The sequence below is a fragment of the Shewanella sp. OMA3-2 genome, from assembly GCF_021513195.1.
Lineage (GTDB): Bacteria > Pseudomonadota > Gammaproteobacteria > Enterobacterales > Shewanellaceae > Shewanella.
Genome location: NZ_CP090974.1, coordinates 2,056,855 through 2,078,971, shown reverse-complemented (window position 1 = coordinate 2,078,971; position 22,117 = coordinate 2,056,855). Strand labels below are relative to the sequence as shown.

The 22,117-nt window shown below is 40.2% G+C and carries 19 protein-coding genes; 6 read left to right on the top strand and 13 right to left on the bottom strand.

What is annotated here, in order from left to right:
• Positions 1 to 87 precede the first annotated feature (87 nt).
• Entirely contained in the window at positions 88 to 279 is a 192-nt protein-coding gene (locus L0B17_RS09160; RefSeq protein ID WP_235084258.1) for a DUF3185 family protein, read from the bottom strand.
• 631 nt (positions 280 to 910) lie between these two features.
• Between L0B17_RS09160 and L0B17_RS09155 the strand changes: the two genes are divergently transcribed.
• Positions 911 to 1,078, top strand: a complete 168-nt coding sequence (locus tag L0B17_RS09155; RefSeq protein ID WP_235084257.1) for a hypothetical protein — start codon at positions 911 to 913, stop codon at positions 1,076 to 1,078.
• Positions 1,079 to 1,351: 273 nt separating this feature from the next.
• Here L0B17_RS09155 and L0B17_RS09150 read toward each other — a convergent pair whose 3' ends face one another.
• The 6 genes from L0B17_RS09150 to L0B17_RS09125 form a co-directional block, all read right to left on the bottom strand.
• On the bottom strand, positions 1,352 to 1,618 hold the full coding sequence (locus tag L0B17_RS09150; protein ID WP_235084256.1) for a hypothetical protein: 267 nt from the start codon (positions 1,616 to 1,618) through the stop codon (positions 1,352 to 1,354).
• A 121-nt stretch (positions 1,619 to 1,739) separates the two neighbouring features.
• Positions 1,740 to 2,054 carry a GlsB/YeaQ/YmgE family stress response membrane protein gene (locus L0B17_RS09145; protein WP_235084255.1) on the bottom strand — a complete coding sequence of 105 codons (315 nt, stop codon included), beginning with the start codon at positions 2,052 to 2,054 and terminating at the stop codon, positions 1,740 to 1,742.
• Positions 2,055 to 2,472: 418 nt separating this feature from the next.
• Entirely contained in the window at positions 2,473 to 2,817 is a 345-nt protein-coding gene (locus L0B17_RS09140; RefSeq protein ID WP_235084254.1) for a septal ring lytic transglycosylase RlpA family protein, read from the bottom strand.
• 464 nt (positions 2,818 to 3,281) lie between these two features.
• The gene (locus tag L0B17_RS09135) at positions 3,282 to 5,897 is read right to left on the bottom strand and encodes a glycosyl hydrolase family 18 protein (RefSeq protein WP_235084253.1); all 2,616 of its coding nucleotides are present in this window, start codon (positions 5,895 to 5,897) and stop codon (positions 3,282 to 3,284) included.
• A 51-nt stretch (positions 5,898 to 5,948) separates the two neighbouring features.
• Entirely contained in the window at positions 5,949 to 7,556 is a 1,608-nt protein-coding gene (locus L0B17_RS09130; protein WP_235084251.1) for a lytic polysaccharide monooxygenase, read from the bottom strand.
• Positions 7,557 to 7,629: 73 nt separating this feature from the next.
• Positions 7,630 to 10,773 carry a glycosyl hydrolase family 18 protein gene (locus L0B17_RS09125; RefSeq protein WP_235084250.1) on the bottom strand — a complete coding sequence of 1,048 codons (3,144 nt, stop codon included), beginning with the start codon at positions 10,771 to 10,773 and terminating at the stop codon, positions 7,630 to 7,632.
• An 813-nt stretch (positions 10,774 to 11,586) separates the two neighbouring features.
• Here L0B17_RS09125 and L0B17_RS18215 point away from each other — a divergent pair.
• Together L0B17_RS18215 and L0B17_RS18210 are read left to right on the top strand one after the other, a co-directional pair.
• A complete protein-coding gene (locus L0B17_RS18215; RefSeq protein ID WP_336246464.1) occupies positions 11,587 to 12,105 on the top strand; it encodes a PAS domain-containing protein in 519 nt (172 codons plus the stop codon).
• Positions 12,063 to 12,476: a GGDEF domain-containing protein gene (locus tag L0B17_RS18210; RefSeq protein WP_336246463.1), complete on the top strand. Its 414-nt coding sequence runs from the start codon at positions 12,063 to 12,065 to the stop codon at positions 12,474 to 12,476. Before L0B17_RS18215 ends, L0B17_RS18210 begins: the two co-directional genes overlap by 43 nt.
• On the opposite strand, the gene nrdG is transcribed toward L0B17_RS18210, so the two are convergent.
• The 3 genes from nrdG to rssA form a co-directional block, all read right to left on the bottom strand.
• A complete protein-coding gene (gene nrdG, locus L0B17_RS09115; RefSeq protein WP_235084249.1) occupies positions 12,473 to 12,949 on the bottom strand; it encodes an anaerobic ribonucleoside-triphosphate reductase-activating protein in 477 nt (158 codons plus the stop codon). The two genes, L0B17_RS18210 and nrdG, sit on opposite strands and share 4 nt — an antisense overlap.
• A complete protein-coding gene (gene nrdD, locus L0B17_RS09110; protein WP_235084247.1) occupies positions 12,949 to 15,066 on the bottom strand; it encodes an anaerobic ribonucleoside-triphosphate reductase in 2,118 nt (705 codons plus the stop codon). The genes nrdG and nrdD overlap by 1 nt, the downstream gene beginning before the upstream one ends.
• 226 nt (positions 15,067 to 15,292) lie before the next feature.
• Positions 15,293 to 16,261 carry a patatin-like phospholipase RssA gene (gene rssA / locus L0B17_RS09105; protein ID WP_235084245.1) on the bottom strand — a complete coding sequence of 323 codons (969 nt, stop codon included), beginning with the start codon at positions 16,259 to 16,261 and terminating at the stop codon, positions 15,293 to 15,295.
• Between the two features lie 148 nt (positions 16,262 to 16,409).
• On the opposite strand from rssA, the gene L0B17_RS09100 reads away from it, so the two are divergent.
• The 3 genes from L0B17_RS09100 (at position 16,410) to L0B17_RS09090 (ending at position 18,999) form a co-directional block, all read left to right on the top strand.
• Positions 16,410 to 17,765, top strand: a complete 1,356-nt coding sequence (locus tag L0B17_RS09100) for a DEAD/DEAH box helicase (protein WP_235084243.1) — start codon at positions 16,410 to 16,412, stop codon at positions 17,763 to 17,765.
• Between the two features lie 64 nt (positions 17,766 to 17,829).
• The gene (locus L0B17_RS09095) at positions 17,830 to 18,267 is read left to right on the top strand and encodes a DUF3010 family protein (protein WP_235084242.1); all 438 of its coding nucleotides are present in this window, start codon (positions 17,830 to 17,832) and stop codon (positions 18,265 to 18,267) included.
• Between the two features lie 132 nt (positions 18,268 to 18,399).
• Positions 18,400 to 18,999: a YgjP-like metallopeptidase domain-containing protein gene (locus L0B17_RS09090; RefSeq protein ID WP_235089702.1), complete on the top strand. Its 600-nt coding sequence runs from the start codon at positions 18,400 to 18,402 to the stop codon at positions 18,997 to 18,999.
• 29 nt (positions 19,000 to 19,028) lie between these two features.
• Here the strand turns inward: L0B17_RS09090 and L0B17_RS09085 are convergent, their stop codons facing one another.
• The 3 genes from L0B17_RS09085 to L0B17_RS09075 all read right to left on the bottom strand — a co-directional run bounded on the left by L0B17_RS09085 (position 19,029) and on the right by L0B17_RS09075 (position 22,046).
• Entirely contained in the window at positions 19,029 to 20,150 is a 1,122-nt protein-coding gene (locus tag L0B17_RS09085) for a DUF481 domain-containing protein (protein ID WP_235084241.1), read from the bottom strand.
• A 128-nt stretch (positions 20,151 to 20,278) separates the two neighbouring features.
• A complete protein-coding gene (locus L0B17_RS09080; RefSeq protein WP_235084239.1) occupies positions 20,279 to 20,653 on the bottom strand; it encodes a VOC family protein in 375 nt (124 codons plus the stop codon).
• Positions 20,654 to 20,771: 118 nt separating this feature from the next.
• On the bottom strand, positions 20,772 to 22,046 hold the full coding sequence (locus tag L0B17_RS09075) for a peptidoglycan DD-metalloendopeptidase family protein (protein ID WP_235084237.1): 1,275 nt from the start codon (positions 22,044 to 22,046) through the stop codon (positions 20,772 to 20,774).
• Positions 22,047 to 22,117: the final 71 nt, after the last annotated feature.

Below are 22,117 nucleotides of genomic sequence, written 5' to 3'. Positions count from 1 at the left end.
GCAGTTGCGGTGCTAGAAAACAACATAAAGGCGTTAATCAAAAGATTAACGCCTTTATTTTTTGCAGCAGGACTTCCGTGAGTACTGTTACTTTATCTTGGTCAGACCAATCAAAACCGCAATAGCCCCACCCACCATACCTAACCAAGCCTCAATCGGTGTGTCACCATTGATAGCACGAGTCACTTGAGAACTTGCTGAGTCATAAACGTTGTAACCCCAGATAGCGAATGCAACACCAGCTGCGATAAGTATGATACCTATAATTTTATTATTCATTGTGATCCTCAATATTTATAACGTTTAGTAAATTAACTAAGACCCTCAAAGGGCATTGCATCACATTGTGATTACACAAGATTAATATAATTCATGAATTATTACGCTAACAATCTTACCGTTTTTTCAATAACTCGTTAACGCCGCAAGACAAAGATAGAATAAACTAGCCTAGACAATAGCATTTTATACGACTATTTTGACTGCCTTATCAACTTTTTATGTAGAATAACTACACCATAAAGCACCTTAATTGTACAAATAACCAACAGTTAGCTGCAAAAAAACTTTAACAAATCAACAGACCCTAAATGTTTTCTAAGTTAAATTTTATCCAGGTTGATTTCGACGTGAAGCTGAAATCAAGCTAAATTCGCCATCGACAATATCGAAGTAATAATCCTACACTTTCAATCTCTTCCAACGAAAATAGCGGCTTTCTTGAAGTCGCTTAACCTTACTTTGCAACACCAATATGATAAAGCACATTTAGTATTTAACAATATCATCTAAGCTATCTGCAAAAACATCAACAGACCTTAACTCAAAGCACTTGACTAAGCTGGCAGAACTTATACAATTAAACATGCAAATAAAATATATGTTTAATATCCTACCATGAGGTATCACCATGAGCTTTTCTATTAGCGGTATTTTTAAACCAGCCAAACAAACTGAGTCATTAACCAAAGTGACACCGAAAACCGACAAAACTAAAATATTGGAAACAGACAAAACGGCTATAAAACAAGAGAATGGAAGTAGTTGTTGTGGTGGTTGTGGCGGCGGAAAGCATTAAAAAATGACTATTCGAGGGATGCTATATTCTAGGGGCAGCTTGTTAATGCTTAAAGTTGATAGGCTAGAGCTAAAAATTAGAGGGGCTGGCTAAAATAGTAAAATACTAACTTAGCCAGCAATGTAAATGACTTAACTCGATGATTAATTTAATAGCATGGACGAAAACAGCTCTTGTAAAAAACAGCTTTTATTAATCTAAATCGCTCTTAAAATATGCTGAATAATGTAATTGTCTGTTGTACTCGTCTAGCATTAAAGTGGGAGCAGCTTTTTACAGATCCAGATTTCTGGTTAACACTTCTGCGGATGTGATAATACGTTTTGTTCGGTAAAGCTCAGGGTGCTTTTCATTGTCAGCATAGCCTACTGGATCGCCAGCACCAGTGTTGACAAACCAAGAGCTTTCCGGTGTACGGTCACCTAATAGTTTTTTGAGTTCGGCAGGCTTAATACCTAACGCTTTAGCTGCTGCATTATATGTACAACGGGTCTTAGTTTCGTTTAGATACTCTTGTATGATGTTAATTTTATCCTGCATTTATATGTTATTCCTAGAAAGTTAATGTCCCCGAATAAAAGTGAAAACTTATTGTGGGTTAAATGATGCATCAAAAGAAAACGACTATTTGTCATTCGTCTCTGTAAATGACTTGAGGGTATTATGCCCGCTTTATAATGCCAACAACAAATAACAGTAAAGCAGCTCCTACTGTTGCGGTGATAATTGATCCAATTAATCCGCCAGCAGAAATTCCGAGTAGCCCAAATACATAACCACCAACAACGGCACCAATCACGCCGATAACTATATTACCGAGTAAACCAAAGCCAATACCTTTGACTAAAATGCCAGCCAACCAACCTGCTATAGCACCAATTGCTAAGAAAATAATTAACCCTGTTATATCCATAATGACCTCTTCTGTAAAAGCACTTAAACAATCGCCAAATCCTAATACGCTTAAGATTAGCATAATCGCTCATTTTTTGATGGAATAAGATTGATTCTTCCAAGTTTGCTTCAGATGGTATTTTATCACGGCCCATTATCTCCAGTTAATTGAGATATACCCATTTACTGAGCTTATCTAGCAGGCATAAAACACATGACCCATAACAAACCTAAAAGGTATTTAAAATCAACAAAATAAGGTCTTATTGCTTGAGTAAACAATAACGTTGACTTAAGACATGCTACTTTAAAATGGCATTTTTAAACACCCGCTATATCTAATCAATATAGCCAAAGCAGACGCTATTATAGAGTGATTAAGTCAAGATAAACAGTCATACTCGTGACTCAAACCGGATTGAAGTGATATCTAAAATGTCCAGCCATTAGCTTTCGCCGTTTCTAACCGATAAGGCAACCCACAACTCGCTAGTAGTGTGTTATTGAACTACTTCAATTTTAACGTTAATTAAACCACTAGATATGTTACCAATACTGCTAAAAGCTGATTTTGAAAGATCAATAATACGGCCTTTAACAAATGGGCCACGATCATTGATTTTAACGATCACACTTTTACCATTACTGGTATTGATAACTTTTACATTCGACCCAAAAGGTAAACTTCTGTGTGCTGCGGTTTTTTGACTGTGGGTATATAAAGCACCACTAGCTGTTTTTCTATTTTGATGTTTATCTGAATAATATGAAGCTTGACCAGACTCAGTAAAGTTTATCTTGTCTCCACTACTGCCTGATTGAATAGTAGAACACCCTGCTAGCATGCAGCAAAACGTTATAAATTGAATTTTTCGAGAAATAGCTACCATTTTCATCTTTTAGTGTATTCACATAACGAGACAATAGAATGACCCAGTATGTTGTAATTTAATCATGCTATGAACACTAACTGAGTTTGAATAGTGATTCAAATGAAACCGCTTTTTTATTGATAATTAAGCTAAATATTGCTGATTGATGTTAGAAAATGAGGAGCTGTGGTACGGCTAGAGAACCATATAGCCAACAAAATTGTTTCACTGATGTTACATGTTTACTTTTATTTAACCGCGCTAAACTAACATTCACAAATTCGTACACTGGCACAGTTAATAAAAAGGCTTCTAAATATATTCAGAAGCCTTTTATAAAAAACCAAAATATCCTTTGATGTGGGCTAAATACTGTTTAACAGCATGAAGACTCTCTTGCCGTTTATTAACAAATGCTATTCACCCATTTCTAAAGACTATAGCTTTTGCCAAACATTATTCACGCCAGGCTCATCGCCCTTTGTCCACCATTTTGCCTGATATTGCTGATTGTTATGGAGCACTTTATCGCCACCATTGTAAGTCGCCCCTGTATTCCAACTACCTATCGGGCTACCATCTGCAATGACGACTTCCCAAGCACCACCTGCATCGGGAATATCACCTTGAGTCCACCATTTAGCTTTATATTCAACACCTTGATATGTAACCTTATCACCAGTGTTATATATTTTCGTGGCAAGCCATGTGGTATCACCACCAGCTTCGATATTGTTAACCGTTACTGTAAAGCTTTTAGCCGTATTACTTTTGCCATCTGACACACTTACGCTGACAGTATAAAGGGTGTTCAGGCTAACCTCACCCGCCAGTAAGCTAATATTTGCGCCACTGCCTTGTAAGGTTAATCCCGCTGGAATAGTCCAGTTATAAGTTAACGTATCGTTGTCGGCATCTGTCGCATTTACACTGACTGTCGCTGTGCTATTTTCATCAATACTCAGATTGGCAATATCAGCAATCACAGGTGGCTGATTAATCACACCATTTGCAAGAACAGTGACCGTGGTTGACTTAGCTACAGTAGTCGTACCATCAGATACACTTAGAGTTGCAATATAATCTGTGTTTTGACTCACATTAGGGGCATTAAGCACTAGCGTATTAGTATTGATACCTGTTGCGGTAAATGAAGCATCAACTGCCCAGCTATAGGTTAATGGATCGTTATCAGCGTCTGTAGCGGTTGCTGCTACAGTAAGTGAATTTCCCGTTTGAACGCTATGGCTCGCCATTAACTGAATCACAGGCTTACTATTAACAGGTGTACCACCCGCTAACCCTTCATGCATAGCATTGAGGATATCACCGTTATCAGCATCGATTTCCCAGGCAAATAGTCCTGCCAAACCTAAACTACGTACATATTGACCTTTAGCATTAACTGAACGAGGGCTGTCATAGGTAGCTAAAGTACCACTGCTTTTATTCCAAACATACGCTGCCTGTGCTTGTTCATCATAAAAGGTTTCAAAACCATTGATACCGTTACCCGATTGACCAATCATGGCATTTTTCATGCCTTTATAGTCTTGAATACCCGGCTCCCAAACTCCATTGGCAATTGTACCGGTCAGTTTGCCTGTGCCCATTGCCGTCATTGGATTATTACCAATGGTGTTAGCAGGCATCACACCCTCCCAACCTCTGCCATACATTGCAGCGCCAACCACAATTTGAGATACAGGAACCCCTTGAGCCAGCAGCTTTTGTATGCCGTTATCTGTAGTATATGCTGGGCCTTTACGCGGTTTACCTTCATCATCTAATCCAGTACCATTACATTCTCCCGCGGTTAAATGTTCACCACAGTAAATACCGGTTTGATGTCCGGTGACATTGTTCCAGCCACCATAAAAGTCATAACTCATGGCAAAGATATAGTCCATGTATTGCGCAGCTTGGCCATAATCCACATCTTCAATTTTATCAAACCCTACGCCTATCGCTGACGTCAGTTGATATTCACGTCCCGTATCAGCCTCTAAGCCGTCAAGCATGGCTCTTAATTCTTGCATCAATGCGACATAAGCAGGGCCATCATTAATTGGATCGCCTAAATTAGGATTGGGTCCACTTCCACCTGGATATTCCCAATCAATGTCGACGCCATCATAAAACTTCCACGTTTGCAGAAATGTCTTCATTGAGGCCACAAAAGTGTCACGATTCGCTTTATTGGTAAAAGAATGGAAGGGATCAGATAAAGTCCAACCACCAACAGAAGGTAATATCTTTAGGTCAGGATAACGTTGCTTTAACGCCATTAATTGGGCATATGTACCACGGATAGGATCTGTGTTGCTTATGCCTGGTAAGGTTTTTTGAATGGCCGCCCAAGGATCATGAATAACCACCTCATAATCTGCGCTGCCTTCACAGGCTTTTTGTAATGCTCGCCAGCTATTACCATTTTCAATCTCTTTTAATGATTCATTAGCGCCACAAATAGGAATAAAACCATAAAGTATATGGGTTAAGTTTTTGGCTGGAATATTGGATACATCAAAGTCACGACCATAAATCCCCCACTCAACAAAATAAGCACCAACTACGGTATCTTGCTGATGTTGATAGTCTTTATTGTTAGGATTAACATCCATGACTAAAGGTGGTAAATGGCCACCGTCGGTATCGGCAATAACAATAGCTTTGCCGTCACTCACACTACAACCAGCACTGTCACACAGGGCAACGGTTAAATTATGACGTCCTGATTTATGGTAAGCAAAATTAATCACGCCACTTTTTGTGCCTGCGGCCAAATTGCCTTGATTCACCAGTATGTCATCAAAGTAAACTTTATAACTATTGCCTCCGGTACCGCTCCATGCATTCCATTTAATACTGATGTCGACTTGATCTTTTGCCGTCACTAAATCTTTGTAGGAACCTTGACCATCAAGATTAACTTGGACAAATGAATAATCTTGCGGTTGCCAGTCTATGCTAGGTTTTGATGCTGCGGCCGCCGCTTGCCAAGAGGCAGCGGCTGCACTGAGTGCAAAAACGGTTAGTAATGTACTTTTCATAGTAATTCTCTTCTCTTTCTTATTAGGGTTATTTTGATAAATCAGACTTTGTTACTCACTCTTTTGCCATACACTGGCAACACCAGGCTCATCGCCCTGTGTCCACCACTTAGCACTATATTTACTGCCACTGTGCATAACTTGTGTTCCTCCTTGATAAGCCGTTTGATTATTCCAACTAGGTGTTTGACCGCTTTCAGGCATTACCGGTTTCCAGGCATTACTGGTTGCGGGTATTTCATTTTTATTCCACCACTTAGCTTGATAAACCTTACCTTGATAAGTGACCTCGTCGCCGGCACTATAGGGTTGTCCAGCTAGCCATAGCGGCACATTGGGTTGACTAACATGGTGAGTAATATTGACGATAAATGACTGACTCGTGGTAAGTTTCCCATCAGAAACATCCACAGATACAGTTACAAGCTGATCACGCTCCACTTCACCTGCAAATAGGTTTATGTCTGCACCAGTACCGGTAAAACTTAAGGGGGGTGTCACTTGCCATTGATATGTGAGTGGATCGTTTTGATCATCAAAGGCATGAATATGCACATTAGCTGTGCTGTTTTCATCCATGTATAGCGGTGATAACTCGTGAACAATTGGCGCAGTATTCTCAGATTTTGGTAAAACAGACAACACAAAGCTATGGTCACTGTCTAGCGTCCACACTTTATTTGAAAGCAGGTTATTGGCATCAAAGCTAATCTCGCCTGCGGCGGTTTTAATGCCAATTTTGATCAATTGGTCATGCATGGTGTTTAGTAATGCACCAAAATCAGCTTGCCACTGTTGAACATTGTTAGCGGTAACTTCAAAGTGTTGATTAATCAGCTCCTGCCCTGAAGCATCAAATAGCCTTAACCACACTTGATCTCCGGCACTTGCTACTAGCCCTTGCTTAACAAAGAAATCTAGAGGTTGCCATTGCTCAGGGGCAATATCATCACGGACGATATTAATGTCGCTACAGTTATAAAACCCTTCGCCTACCACATCATCCCGTTGCCAACGACTATATAACAAGGCATCACCGTGGCGGTCGGCAGGAATATTAACTTCCATATCATAATAGCGGCTACCATCGGGGGTTTTAATAAAATCGATGTTGCCATATTCTTGTATCAGTTCAAGATCTTGCCAGCGCAGCATATCTGTACTGGCATTAAACCCAGGCTTAGACAAATATAACTTCCAAAAGCTTGGGTTATGGGGTGTGGTGGCATTAAAACGAATTTGAATATTCCCTTGCCCATTGGGAGTAACCGTGGTTTTTTGCCAGTCAGGTGAAGCAAGGTTTAATCCGCGTTTTTCAAATACGCCCGCAGAACATAAGCTACCGTCCGGTATCGCAGACTCAACAGCTTGTTGATTATGATAGTCAGCTACGTTAACTGAAATTTCATGTTCTTGAACAAACTGCACATATCCAGATTCGATAAAAGCCGCTCGACAGGCAAAATTAGGAATATTCGAGCCGTCACTTGGCCACCAATAACCGCCTTGAGCCTGACAAATTGATTGGCGCGCTTTTGGGCTTTCCATAAAGCCATGGGCATAAGTTGTCGTAGGTAATAACATACTGGTTATCGATAAAAGCACCCCACTGGCAACTAGCGAGCAAGTAAATAGAGTTTGCAGTGATGTATTATTCATAATGTATCGTCCTTAATAACTAACCGTGATAGTAATATGTTGTTCCCCCCACAGAATATGGGGGGTACGACAGTTATAAACTACACACTAGTTGCCAATCTGCGTTGCTAGGTTCAGTGCGAGTCCACCACTTGGCTTTCCAAACCACTTGGTTACTGAGCATCATGTCGCCTGCATTGGCATGATCAGGGTTTCCTTGCCAATCCTTTTGAGGGAAATTAGGATAAACAGGAATATCGGTTACATTAACGCCATCACAGCTTTGACCTGTACCACCGCCCACATCTTTTTTAGCTTCAGGTAAACCTGGATACTCAGCTTTAAATGCGTAGCTTTTATCACCTTTCTCTATGGTAAAGTTTGCTGGCCCGGTAATTGGCATGTAATACATCACTTGCGCAGTAACTGTTTCACCTGGTTTAAATGATTCAACAACACCACCAAACTCATTAAGCAAGGTGATTGAAAAACGGTGAAACTCATTTTCAAAGCCACCAATATTATTACCAGCTGCATTTGATGCATTAGCCTCAATGGCCATTTTTAGTTTTTTCTGTGAATTCCAGTTAGATTTAAAAATTGCCGAGGTTGATACCGGTACATCAAAAGCAATTTTTGCGCCTGATAAATCCAGTTGTGAATTATTGGTAAAAGAGAAGCTTGCACTGATCGGATAATTGTCATCACCAACGGGGAAGTCTTTGGCAACAAAATCAATATCAACCATTGTCTCTGGCACCACAAAAGCAGAGTTACCTTTGTGAATATCATAAGCCGTGCCACTTTGACGGAATCTATCGTAAGCAATAGTGGTCATGGTTGATCCCATGTAATACTCTTGCTTGACTTGGTCATAGTCAAAGTCACCAGCCAGTTCCCAAAACATTACCCCGCCTAATCCATTATTGATGACATAATCGACTTTACGAGTCATAGACTCTTCATCTTCAATTGACAGGAAGACTTTTTTTTGGTCATTCCACAGCCAAGGCGCGACCGCAACTGCATCATAATGGCGTTGATAACTGCCCACTAACTTATCCTCAGGATCCGTTTGTGGATTTAAACCGTAGGCGTTGATATAACTGCCATACTTACCTTGTTCCAGGTTTTTTGTATGCCATAGTGGATTACTACCTGCAGCGACTTCATTATCATTTTCAATGTCATGCCATAAGTTATCTATACCGACAGCCCCATTACCACAGGAGTTTTTATCCCCTTTGCCCGTACCTTTTGGACAAGCCGCTTGATCTGCCAATGCCGCTTGGCCCCATAAACCATTGGTGCCACCAGCCACATCTTTAAAGCCGCGGGTATAATAAGGAATACCAATATTTATCCGCCCTGCCGATAAGGCACCACGGAAATAACGCACCGCCCAGTCAGTATTTAGATAGCCAATACCTTCAAATTCAGCTGTACCATAAACGCCCCAAGCCGCAAGTTCTGAATCAGTACCAGTATCAAATAACGCCGCATTAGGTCCAACATGGGAATTCCACGCGCCGTGTAAGTCATAGGACATAATGTTGACGTAATCTAAATATTGAGTTGCTTGGAAGGTTTCCATGCCACGTAATAAATAACCTGATGACGGTGACGCTATGGTTAATAAATAGTGTTGCCCATCAGTCTGCCCTGCTTTATCGAGTGCTTCTCGTAATGATTTCATTAACACTAAATAAGATTTATGTAAGGCGGCACGACGAGGATTAGAAAACTCGAAATCATCTGGATGGCCCGAATCAGACATTGAAGATGGATACTCATAATCGATATCAATACCATCAAAACCATACTGTTTGATAAAGCTAACTGCACTGTCACTAAAGGTTTTTATCGCTGCATGATTAATGCTGCCGTCAGCATTTGTGGTCAAGGTATAGAAGCCACCGTTGGCAACCTGGCCCGTTTCATCAAAAAAGCCACCGGTTTCCGCCCAGCCACCAACTGATATCAAGGTTTTAACGTGGGGATACTGCTTTTTATATTTGGTTAATAAATTAAAGTGGCCTTTATAATTCAAACTTGTGTCTAGCTCAGCACCGACAACATCGGGCCATTCCATATTGGTTGCTGGATTATTTACACTATTAGGATCGCCAATTGACACTTTATTATTGGCATCAATATGCGCGAAAGCGTAATTAATATGAGTAATTTTATCCCACGGAATATCGTTAACTAAATAACTAGGTTGATTATTGGCACCATTACGCCAACTAGTGAAATAACCAATAACTCGGCGTGGATGATCTGCACCCATTTTTTCACGGCCATTGGCATCGTAAACGGTACAATAAGGAGTATTCGTTTCAGGGGTTTGATATAAACCGTTTGGTTTGCAAGCGTCTCTATCACTGCCAGGTGCGTCAGCATCGACAACATTAATCATCACAGCAGCACTTGTGCCAACCGCATTATCATCATCAGTGGCTTGCAAAGTAAATTTGACCTGCCCCAAAGCTGTTGCCTGCCAAGTGAAATTATCACTGGCTGTAACTGAAGAAAATACAGCGCTGTCATTAGCGAATAATTCAAGCCCTGTAACCACACCATCAACATCGGTTGCCGTTAAGCCAAATTGAACTTGATCGCCAATATGAATTTCTAGCGCTGAGTCGATAACGGTTAAATTTGCACTAGGTGCTTGATTGCCTGGTGGAGTATCTTTTTCATTTACAGTCAAATTCAATACAGTAGAACTTGCAGCCTGTTGTTTATCATCATAAGTCGTAATTAAAAAACTATGCTGCCCTTTAACGGCTGACCATGTCAGTTGGCTTGCGGTAGAACTTAGCGTCGTCAGCAAATTTCCATCGAGAAAAACATCACTACGATTGATACTACCGTCACTATCTTGGGCTGAAAAAGACATGACAACGCTGTCATTTTCAGTGAAAGAAGTATTATTTGCTGGCGAAATCCAACTCACCGTAGGCGCTAAATTGACATCACCACTTTGGCAGTCGCCCAGTTTTTTCCATTCTTGCCAGGATCCTGAATGCTGTATTGGATCGGTTTGATTCCACCACTTAGCTTCAAATGCTTGTAGCTGAGTTTTGACTTTTTGGCCTGCGGTATAAGTTGCCCCTGCTTGCCATTGAGCCAAAGCATTACAATCAATGACAGCCCCCTGTACTGCACTGCCTAAAAATATCAGCGATAAAACACAAATATTCACAGCGGGTTTTAAAATAACTCTATGTTCCATGTCCACATCCTTTATCACAACATTGTTAATCATTTGTTACATCTAAATTTAAAATAACACAATCTTTAAATTGCACAATATTTATTCACAATAGTGTTTTTAGGCTGATAAAAAGCCTCATATGTGCATACAACATGGATTATTGAGCTAAATGACACAGAATAACCTGATTATCATTGGCTCAATAAAAGCGATTGAAATGTAAAAGATGAGATAGAACTAAAACTAAAATATTAAGTTAATTTATCAAACAAAAACAATGAGATAAAATAAAAACAGACTATTCACTATAGGGTTTTAACTAGAACATAGAGACTAAAATTCATTCCATATACCGTTTAGATCTATGATATATCAAAAATTAAAATGATGACTAACCAAATAACCTAAATTAATAATGTTGATTAAATACTTATAAATTAATCTAGATTAACAAGAAGCGGAACTTTTATACCATCGACAGCTCACTTACCATACGGTGAAAAACTTCAATTCGTACACTATAATTTAATAATATTGCTTCACTTGTTAAGCTTCTGATATGAATATTATTAGCACAAGTTAATATAGTATCTTGGCCAATAGTATTATATATTTTCTACCCGTACCTATTGATCCTGAAAGTCGATTTTTCAGCGATTTGTACAGAATATTTCGCATAACGGCTAGCCATACACGAACAAGCAACAACACAATATAAAGTCACCGTATACGTACTCAGAAAGCTTCAGGTAAATGGTTTACATCAAAAAATTTCAACCAAAACCTCAAAAGCTACCAGTGACAAAAAATCGAATTCTCGGGATAGATATTATGAAGACCATTGATCTAACTGCACTTAAAGATGTTATGGATTTAATGCTCGATGCAGTTTGTGTGGTTAACAAAGACGGATACTTTGTATTTGTAAGCGCTGCATTTGAAGATATATTTGGATATTCCCCTAATGAAGTCATCAATAAACCAATGATCGACTTTGTTTACCCTGAAGATGGCGTAAAAACGCTTAACGTTGTCGATAAACTTATTAGCGGCGAGAATCAACGTCGTTTTGAAAATCGCTGGGTACGTAAAGACGGTAAGATTGTTGATATTCTTTGGTCTGCACGGTGGTCAGAAGAGCATCAATTTAGAATTGCAATTGCCCATGACATTACTGAACGTAAACAAATGGAACAACAGCTTCATTATGTTGCAGGACATGATCCTTTAACACAATTGCCCAATAGAGCATTATTATTTGAACGCCTACAAGCTTCCTTAGGATTAGCGCGCCAGGAGGCACATGTTTGTCAATTCTATTTATTGATATTGATGGCTTTAAGCATGTAAATGATAATCATGGTCACCTTATCGGCGATAGACTGTTAAAGAGTATTGCCCAGCGTTTACATGACTGTGTGCGTAAATCTGATACTGTCGGGCGTTTTGGTGGTGATGAGTTTTTGGTGATATTAAATGATATTGAATCATTTGATAAAGTGCTTCTTATCACCGAAAATATTCGCTGCGAACTCGATAAACCTTATCAATTTGATGAGTTAATTTTACAGTTATCTCCAAGCATTGGCTTAGCGCGTTACCCTGATAATGGTGATGATGAGCAGCAATTAATACAACATGCTGATCAAGCTATGTATCAAGCTAAACGCGCCGGAGGAAATAGTGTCAATTTTACAATAAACGGTGCTAAAAAATGCTAAAAAATGTCGCTATTCAATTGATAAACAACCTGATTTGAACTGCCTCGCCATTTTAAAGCAGGGTCTGCCAAAGACTGCTCAAACTTACCATCAATCAACACATCAACCAGTGCGATAATAGCTTGTTGTTCAAGCGTTAAATTTGCTAGCTTATAGCCAGTCCACAACCAAATATCTTTGCCCATACACTCAGTTTTCACTCGCGTCACCAACTTAAGCACTGTGGTAATATTTGCAGGATGCAAAGGGTCACCGCCGCTAAGAGATAAGCCTTTACGATATATACGCTTATCGTTCAAATCGGCAATAATGGCGTCTTCTAATGCTTGGGTAAATACATGCCCAGCATCAGTTCGCCAGGTTAATTGGTTATAGCAGCCTTTACAGGCATGCTCACAGCCGCTGACAAACAAGGTGCAGCGGGTGCCTTCACCGTTAACGACATCAACACTGTGATATGCACTATAAAACATTAAATGTGTTTCACTCGGCGCTTAACCTCTTCCTGCTTACCGAAGTTAAACGGTCTAGCATCTGGGCTACCCAAATAACCACACACTCGACGTGTAACCGATACTCGACTAGGTTCGTGGTTACCACACTTAGGACACACAAAGCCTTTGCTGGTGCAATTAAACTCGCCGATAAAACCGCAGTCATAACACTCATCAATAGGAGTATTAGTCCCATAATAAGGTACTCGGCTGTAGCTGTAATCCCAAACGTCTTCTAAGGCTTGAATATTATTCTGCATATTCGGATATTCGCCATAGCAAATAAAGCCGCCATTACTTATCTCAGGATATGGCTGTTCAAAATCTATTTTATCGTATGGGTTCACTTGCTTTTCAACATCTAGGTGGAAACTATTAGTGTAATAACCTTTATCTGTTACCCCTGCTATTACACCGAATGCTTTCGCATCTAAACTGCAAAAACGACTGCAAAGGTTTTCACTTGGGGTGCTGTATAAGCTAAAACCATAGCCAGATTCTTGTTTCCATTGCTCTGTGTTTTTCTTAAGGTAAGCCACTATTTCAAGCGCTTTTTGACGTAAAGAGACATTATCAAATACGTGTTGCGCATTACCATATAAAGCATTAATGGTTTCATGTAAGCCGATGTAACCTAATGAAATTGACGCACGACCATGTTTAAATATCTCGCTAATGTCATCATCGGCTTTAAGGCGCACACCACAGGCTCCTTCCATATATAGAATTGGCGCAACACGGGCTTTAACACCCACTAACCTGCTAATACGGGTGTCTAATGCGCATCTTGCTATCACTAATCGCTTATCTAATAAATTATAAAACTCAGTTTCATCACCTTGAGCTTCTATGGCAATACGCGGCAAATTCAAGCTAACTACACCAAGGTTGTTACGACCTTCATGTATCAACTGACCCTCTTGCTCGAATATGCCTAAAAATGATCGACACCCCATAGGCGTTTTGAATGATCCAGTCGCTTTGACCACTTGCTCATAGTTCAAAATATCAGGATACATCCGCAAACTCGAACACTCTAACGCTTGACGTTTGATGTCGTAGTTGATGTCTGCTGCTTTATGGTTAACACCATCTTTAATTGCAAAAACCAATTTAGGGAAAACCGCTGTTTTACGATTTTTACCTAATCCAGCCTTTCGCACAGTTAATATTGACTGCTGAATTAAACGAGATTCCCAGCTAATGCCCAAACCAAACCCAAAGGTCACAAAGGGTGTTTGCCCATTGGCGGTATGCAAAGTATTCACTTCATATTCAAGTGACTGAAAAGCATCGTGACATTCTTTTTCTGTTTGCGCTTTAGCAAAGGCTGCAGCGTCGGCAACCTGCCACTTAATGCCTACCGCAAGGTGCTTTTGATAACTTTTTTGAACAAATTCGGCTAACACTTCATCAATACGATTAATGGTGGTGCCACCATAAATATGACTCGCCACCTGGGCAATAATTTGCGCTGTGACGGCCGTTGCTGTTGAAATAGATTTTGGAGTTTCGATTTCAGCATTACCCATTTTAAATCCGTGGGTTAACATGCCAGCTAAATCAATCAGCATACAGTTAAACATCGGGAAAAAAGGCGCATAATCTAAATCGTGATAATGCAGTTCTCCCTGCTCATGTGCGGTAACCACACCTTTGGGTAGTAAGTGAGTTTTAGCATAATGTTTTGCCACAATACCCGCTAATAAATCGCGTTGTGTTGGAATAACCTTAGCGTCTTTATTGGCATTTTCATTTAACAAACTGCTATCACTTTGTTCGACTAAACCGCGAATTTGACGATTTAACTTACTTTTAGTCTCGCGGCTAACATCACGATCATGCCGGTATTCAATATAATGACGTGCTACCGTCTTAAAAGGTCCTGACATTAACCTATTTTCAACGGCATCTTGCAGGTGGTGAATATCCACTTCTGCTTGTTGTTGAAACTCTTGTTCAACTGCCGATGCCAAAGTGTTGGCATAGTCATGATCTGATTGCCCAGCAGACTGCATTGCAGCAATAACGGCCTCTTTAATTCGACTTGCATCAAATGCTGTGCGACATCCATCGCGCTTAATAACAACCAACATAACTAGCTTCTCCTTTAGCGTTGCCAAATCTATATATCGGCATACAACAAACACAAAAACACTATATGTAGTGCATTAGGCGTTAAGTTGTCACTAACCGTGTTGATCTAGATCATCATTTTTCACGCTAAAGGAAAACAAAGTAAATTAATGTTTTAGGCGCCAACAATCGACTTATTAGCGCTTGACCAAAGGTATCAAGCTAGCTTAGGGCAACATTTTAAGGTTAGTTTTTAAGCGATGCTTGAATTAAATGTGCGATATCTTCAACCGCTTTCCTGCCTGCAGCAATTGCTTCGTCTGCGCGATGAAACTCCATGGTGCCAATATCAGATACATTGGGAATAATACAAATGTCCGGTGGGTCACCCATTAATCGAGAGCGCTTATGACGCTGCTCTAGAATATCCATCGACTGTGACATTACCGCGAGCATACCTGGGTGGGTTCGAGTGCCAAGCGACAATTTGTCACTCAGGCTAGTGATGTAGTCTTTGCCCTTACCCAGTAAATCCATAAAGCCTGACTCATGCTGCTCTGCATCGTCGGCATCTATATGTTCATCAGATACAGGCTCAGAGCTGCTGACTTGTTGGGGCAACACTTGCATTTGCTTGCGTAAATAACCATTCAAATCAACAGCGATGACAATATCAACATCAAGTGAGCGACACAATGAGACTGGCACAGGGTTAACCACAGCACCATCAACTAACCAACGACCATTTTGTTGTACTGGCGGTAAAAATCCTGGCATAGAGCAAGATGCTCTGACAGCGTTGCGCAGTAATCCTTCTTTAAACCAAATTTCTTGGCCAGAATACAAATCCGTTGCCACTGCGGCATAAGGACGTTTCAAGTTTTCAATATCAACGGCACCAATACGAGTAGACATAACATCAAAAACTTTCTCACCACTAATAAGCCCACCTTTACGCCAACTAATGTCCATTAATCCAATAACATCCCAACTTGAAAAGCCACACACCCAACTTTTAAGTTCAGCTAGGCTGTCATTGGCATATGCCGCACCAACCAATGCACCAACAGAACAACCAGCTATTTTGTCCGGATAAATACCTAATTCAGCCAAACCTTCAAGCACGCCAATATGCGCCCAACCTTTAGCAGCGCCGCTGCCTAATGCTAATCCAATAATGGGTTTCTTCTGTGGTGAGGCTTGAATTGGTGCCATTTATATACTCCATAGGGTCACTTTTAAACATTAATAATCTGGCTTTACCGGCCAAGTGCTTTATTAGCATAAACAAGCAAGTCATTATTGGCTATAGCAAGCTTATCCGGCTATAATATCGGGCTATTATTTTTTAGGGGATCCACCTTTGCAGTTTTCTGATTTTTCGCTTGATAAACGCTTGTTAGATAGTTTGAAGCATATGGGTATTACTGACCCAACCGAGATCCAAGAACAAGCCTTACCTATTGCCCTAGCGGGTAAAGATTTGATGGCATCATCGAAAACTGGCTCAGGGAAAACCTTAGCGTTTTTACTGCCTGCGATGCAGCGAATTATTTCCAGCAGAGCGCTGTCAAAGAAAGATCCTCGCGTGCTGATTTTATTGCCGACTCGTGAGCTTGCTCAGCAAGTATATGGCCAACTTAGGTTACTGGTTGCCAATACCCAATACAAAGCAATCAGTATTTTGGGCGGTGAAAACTTTAATGATCAGGCCAAAGGCTTGTCCCGTGACCCACACTTTATTGTGGCAACACCAGGTCGAATTGTTGATCATCTTCAGCAACGTCACTTATTTTTAAATGGTCTTGAATTACTTGTTCTTGATGAAGCTGACCGCATGTTGGACTTAGGTTTTGCGCCACAACTGAAAGCCATTAATGAAGCAGCGGATCATAAACGTCGCCAAACCTTGATGTTTTCAGCCACTTTAGATCATCAAAGCATTAACGATATAGCAGCCACATTATTGAAGAATCCAAGCCATGTGGCTATTGGCACCAGTTATGCTGAACACAAAGACATCGAACAAAAAATGCTGTTTGCAGATCATTTAGATCATAAACAAGCATTGTTAAGCCACTTGCTCAAGCAACCAGAACATAAACAAACTATTGTATTTACCGCGACTCGCTCAGACACTGACCGTTTAGCCACACTATTAGCTGAACAGGGATTTTCTACCGCGGCATTAAGCGGTGAACTAAAACAAAATGCGCGCAACCAAATTATGGATCAATTTAGCCGTGGTCAGCAGCAAATTCTTATTACCACGGATGTGGCCTCTCGAGGGCTAGATTTAGTTAACGTGTCATTAGTTATTAACTTTGACATGCCAAAATTTGCTGAAGAATATGTCCACCGCATTGGTCGTACCGGCCGTGCTGGCGCCAAAGGTATTGCAGTTTCACTAGTGGGTCCAAAAGATTGGCAAAGCTTTTTACAAGTGCAGTCTTTTTTACGCAAAAATTTTGACTTTGAAACGATTGATGGTTTACCAGCCAAGTTTTCAGGCTTGAGTCAGCAAGCTGAAACTAAAACGGCCAAGAATAAACCTGAAGCCAAAGCCGCAGCTAAGGCTAAAGCTAAGCAAAAACCCAAAGCGGCACCTAAGCGTGATAAAACATTTATTACCGGTATCGATATTGGCGATGCGCCTATGCGTCGCAAAGCGAAACCCATTGTGATTATTGAGCAGAAAATCAGTGACAGTGAAGACTAATTATTAAGTGACTCGCCGGTTAAAATATCATGCGGTCACTCATTGAAATACGGAAAGGATAAACATGAAAGTTTGTGGTGTAGAATTAAAAGGTGGCGAAGCCATTATCAGTTTACTTAGCTATGAAGGTGAAACCTTCAATGTGCCAAGTTGTCGTAAAGTGTCATTTGCTGTATCAGACTCAGCATCGACAGAGTCGCTGCGTGAGTTTCATTTTGCTTTCCATAAGCTAATGGAAGACTACAAAATTGACCAAATCGCGATTATTGAACGTGAACAAAAAGGTAAGTTTGCCGGCAGTGCGACCAGCTTTAAATTAGAAGCGGCTATTCAAATTACCGACCTGCCTGTGGTCATGATTTCACCTCTGACGGTAAAAGAGCAGCTAAAGCGTAATCCTCCTCAAGTTGACTTTGATTCTTTAGACTTAAAACGGGTACAGCTAAATGCCTTTGATGTCGCTTATGTACACCATAACCGATTAATATTTGGTAAAATTTAATTCAGAGTTAACCCTTTAGAGCTGAGCTTTTAGCGTTATCTGTCATCACACTTAATGGAGATAACGCTATAGCAGCGCTTAACAACACTTATGACAACCTCTAAATCAAAAAAACCTACCGCGCCACCTAAAATGCCATTAAAGTCTACCAGCCAAGCATTAAAGCCTAAAATAGACACCAGCACACTTATTACCAGCGTTGACATTAAACTGCAACACAGTGAGCGTAGTCCACTGCGTTATTTATCTGGTTATGACCCTCACATTATCAGCCAAATTGCTGAATTAGTTGAGGACAATAAACTCGGTGAGCATTTTTTAAGTCGCTACCCTAAAAAGCACGATATTCGTACCGACAAAGCATTATATGACATGGCAATAGCGTTGAAAAATACCCATATGCGCCAGTCAGATCCCCTATCGAAAGTCATTTTTGACGAGAAAATTAACCTAAGTCATCATGCACTTGGACTTCATTCTTACGTTAATCGTCGCCAAGGACATAAGGTGAAAGCAAAAAATGAAATTCGTATTTCATCTCGCTTAAAACACACGCCATTTGAATTATTGCAGATGGTTGTGGTTCATGAATTGGCCCATTTACGCGAAAAAGAACATAACAAAGCCTTTTATCAGTTATGTACTTTTATGCTAGCTGATTATCATCAGCTAGAGTTTGATATGCGTGTGTGGCTGGTTGCCGAAGAAGTGGGACAAACGCCCTACGACTAAGGCGTTATCAGCGGTAACCTGTACAAACCTTAAATGTCTACACCAAAGCCGATAATGAGCTGAAAGTCATCTTTTTCAGGAGTCTGACCATCAGTTTCGGCTTTAGGGCTATTGGTTCTATCCCAAACTAATGACAGATCAAGATCAAATATATCGGTTAACTCAACTACAATACCCGCAACAGTATGGTGGGTATAACCACCAGAGCTTTGGTTACCCAACTGCATTCGATAATCCGCATTAAAATCAATTGAATCGCTTAGCTCTGTGGTAAAAGTGCTGTCAACAACCAAAGCGGCGCTACTTTCATTATCATCCTCACCTAATTCAACCTGTTCAAAGTGGGTAATGGTATAAGCTGGACCACCACTGATGTTCCACTCTGTTTTAGCCGTATCAATAATGCTATAACCCACACCCGAACCAACAGTGATACGCGATGAAATATTCATAAAGGGATCGGTGTAATATTCAATAAACACAGGTCTTAAGAAAAACTGGTTCGATAAAAACCAATCGAAATAACTGGTTGCACGGTGATTATTAGTAGTATTTTCACCAGCAGATTTACTGTAATTCCCCAGGTAATCGGTTCTAAAACGTGACTCTGTGGTTCTGCGGCTCATTCTTGCTTTGGCTGAATAATCAATTTGTTCATTATTGCCTGACCGCAGGTTAGCTCCCAACGACACAGTACTCGACCAGTAATTAGCTTCATGTTGTTCACCGGCAATAATCGTCATAATGTCATTAACATTAAATGCTATGCCATCAAGATAACCTTTACCGTTTTGGATCAGCAAACGCCCTGTGCGAGTGGTTAAATTTGTAAAACCAATACTTACCGCGCCACGGCTTTGTAATACAATAACATCCTCCCAGTCTACAACGAGCGTATTAAGCTGAGAACTTTTAAACTCTAGCTTATTACCATAGAGGTTTTTAATTTTCCCCTTAAGTAATTCATTACTACTTAACTGCAACCAATCATATTTATCACCAACAGGCACATTTACCTGCATGGGGGTAAATTCAGTTCCAGGGGGTGATTCAGATTGACCTTGTGCAAAAGCGGCAGAGCGAATTAAACCAGGGCATAAAGCAAAAACTAACATACTCAATGTGAGTTTTTGTTTGAAAAAGCGGGTCATATTCAAACGTTCCTTTAAAGAATACTATCCAAACATTGGTAAACGGACAGTTAAATAATTATCTGCGCAACATTTTAGAGATTGGCAATAAGTAAAACAACCGCTATCACTTAAGTAGCAGGTTCATCTCAATCACTCACTTTCCAGGGAGGATTTAAACGACTGTCACCAGCCCAATAAAGTTTTATTTTATTACCACTAGGATCAAATACTATCGCCTCCCGCCATAGGTATCGCTCATCGGTGGGCATTTGAGCAAAAACGATTCCTTTAACCACAAGTTCATCTACCCAGGTATCAAGTTGAGGATGTTCAAAGTAAATCACCACGCCTTTCATACCGGATTCTGATTCAAGTGACAATGAAAATGTGCTCTCTCCCATCGGACATGAAAAGCGAGCGTAATGAGGTGTATCAACAATCAGTCTAAACCCCAAGGTTTGGTAAAAACTGACAGCATCTTGCATATTAATAACGGGTAAGGTCACTTGATTGAGATTCATCCGTTTTCCTTATCACGTAAATGAGATATGACGTCATGATGATTGGTTATGTAAAACAAAACTGCAGCCATTTGGCTGCAGTTTTTAATTAAGTAAGGCTGACTTGATCTTAAGTAAGTTAACCGAGTTCCATCATCATTTTACGACTGCGAACAATTGACTGAAACTCAGATAAATCTTTCTTCGGTAATACTTTTGCTTCTGCAATATTAGCTTTCATCGAGTCAACTGGACGACCTTTCACATGAAATTCATAGTGTAAATGTGGCCCTGTAGATGCCCCAGTGTTACCTGACAAGGCAATGACCTGACCTCGCTTAACTCGTTGGCCTTTTTTAACCTTGAAAGCCGATAGATGTAAATATCGAGTGCGCACTTTGTTGTCATGTTCTATAACGATATATTTGCCTGCAAACGCATGATTAGCCACTAAAGTAACAACACCTTCACCTGGTGCAAGTACAGGCGTACCAACTGGTGTCGCATAGTCTGTACCATTATGTGGTCGCACTCGACCGGTAATAGGATGCTTACGTGTAGGGTTGAAGCGTGAGGTCATACGGTAATTTTTGCTCAACGGAACACGCTGAAAGGCCGGCGCTAAACTTTGGCCTTTTTCGTCATAATAATTACCATCTAAATGTTGAAACGCGGTAATATCACGACGACCGGTATGAATTTGTATGCCTTCTAGATTGCTATTACCAGTGGTTTCCCCTGCAATAAATTGATCATTCATTAATACTGAAAATCTATCTCCTGCACGTAATTCACGCGAAAAGTTTAATTTACTTTTTAATAAATTCTCTACTTTAGCAATTTCAGCAGCACTTAAGCCAGCCGCTTTGGCCGACACATAAAACGAGCCATTAATTTCACCACCGACAATTCTATTTTGCCAAATCCCTTCAAGATTGATGTCTTTGACTTCGTATGTACCATCTTCGTAACGGCTGAAAACGACTTGATGAGCAGGATTAAAGTACAACTCCATCTTGGCTAGATTACCTTGGCCATCATCCCAAAATTGGATACGGTTACCCGGCATTAAAGTATCTAATGCTAATACGTCTAAATCAGCCTCAAGTACTTTGTACATGGTTTTTTGGTCAATACCTGCCATCTCAAACAATTTACTTAAGGTATCGCCATTAGTAATCACATGTTCAAGAATTGGAGTCGGTTCTTCAAAAACCTTACCTGATCTCATAGGTTGGTTAATATGTGGAATAAGTGCTTCAAGATCTAATGTGACAGGAATTCGTTGAGATGAAAATTCTTGCTGTGTTGGCCATAATAAAGCCGCTCCTACAATAAAAACACTCGCCAGTAACACTCTCTTATGCAAGTTTGGCAAGTTTGATAAACTTGCTGATGGCTTTTCGAAGCCCATAAATTTACTCGTTAGCAATTTTTAATCCACCCAAAAGTTTTTAGTTATTATTTGTCGTTATTAATATTTTT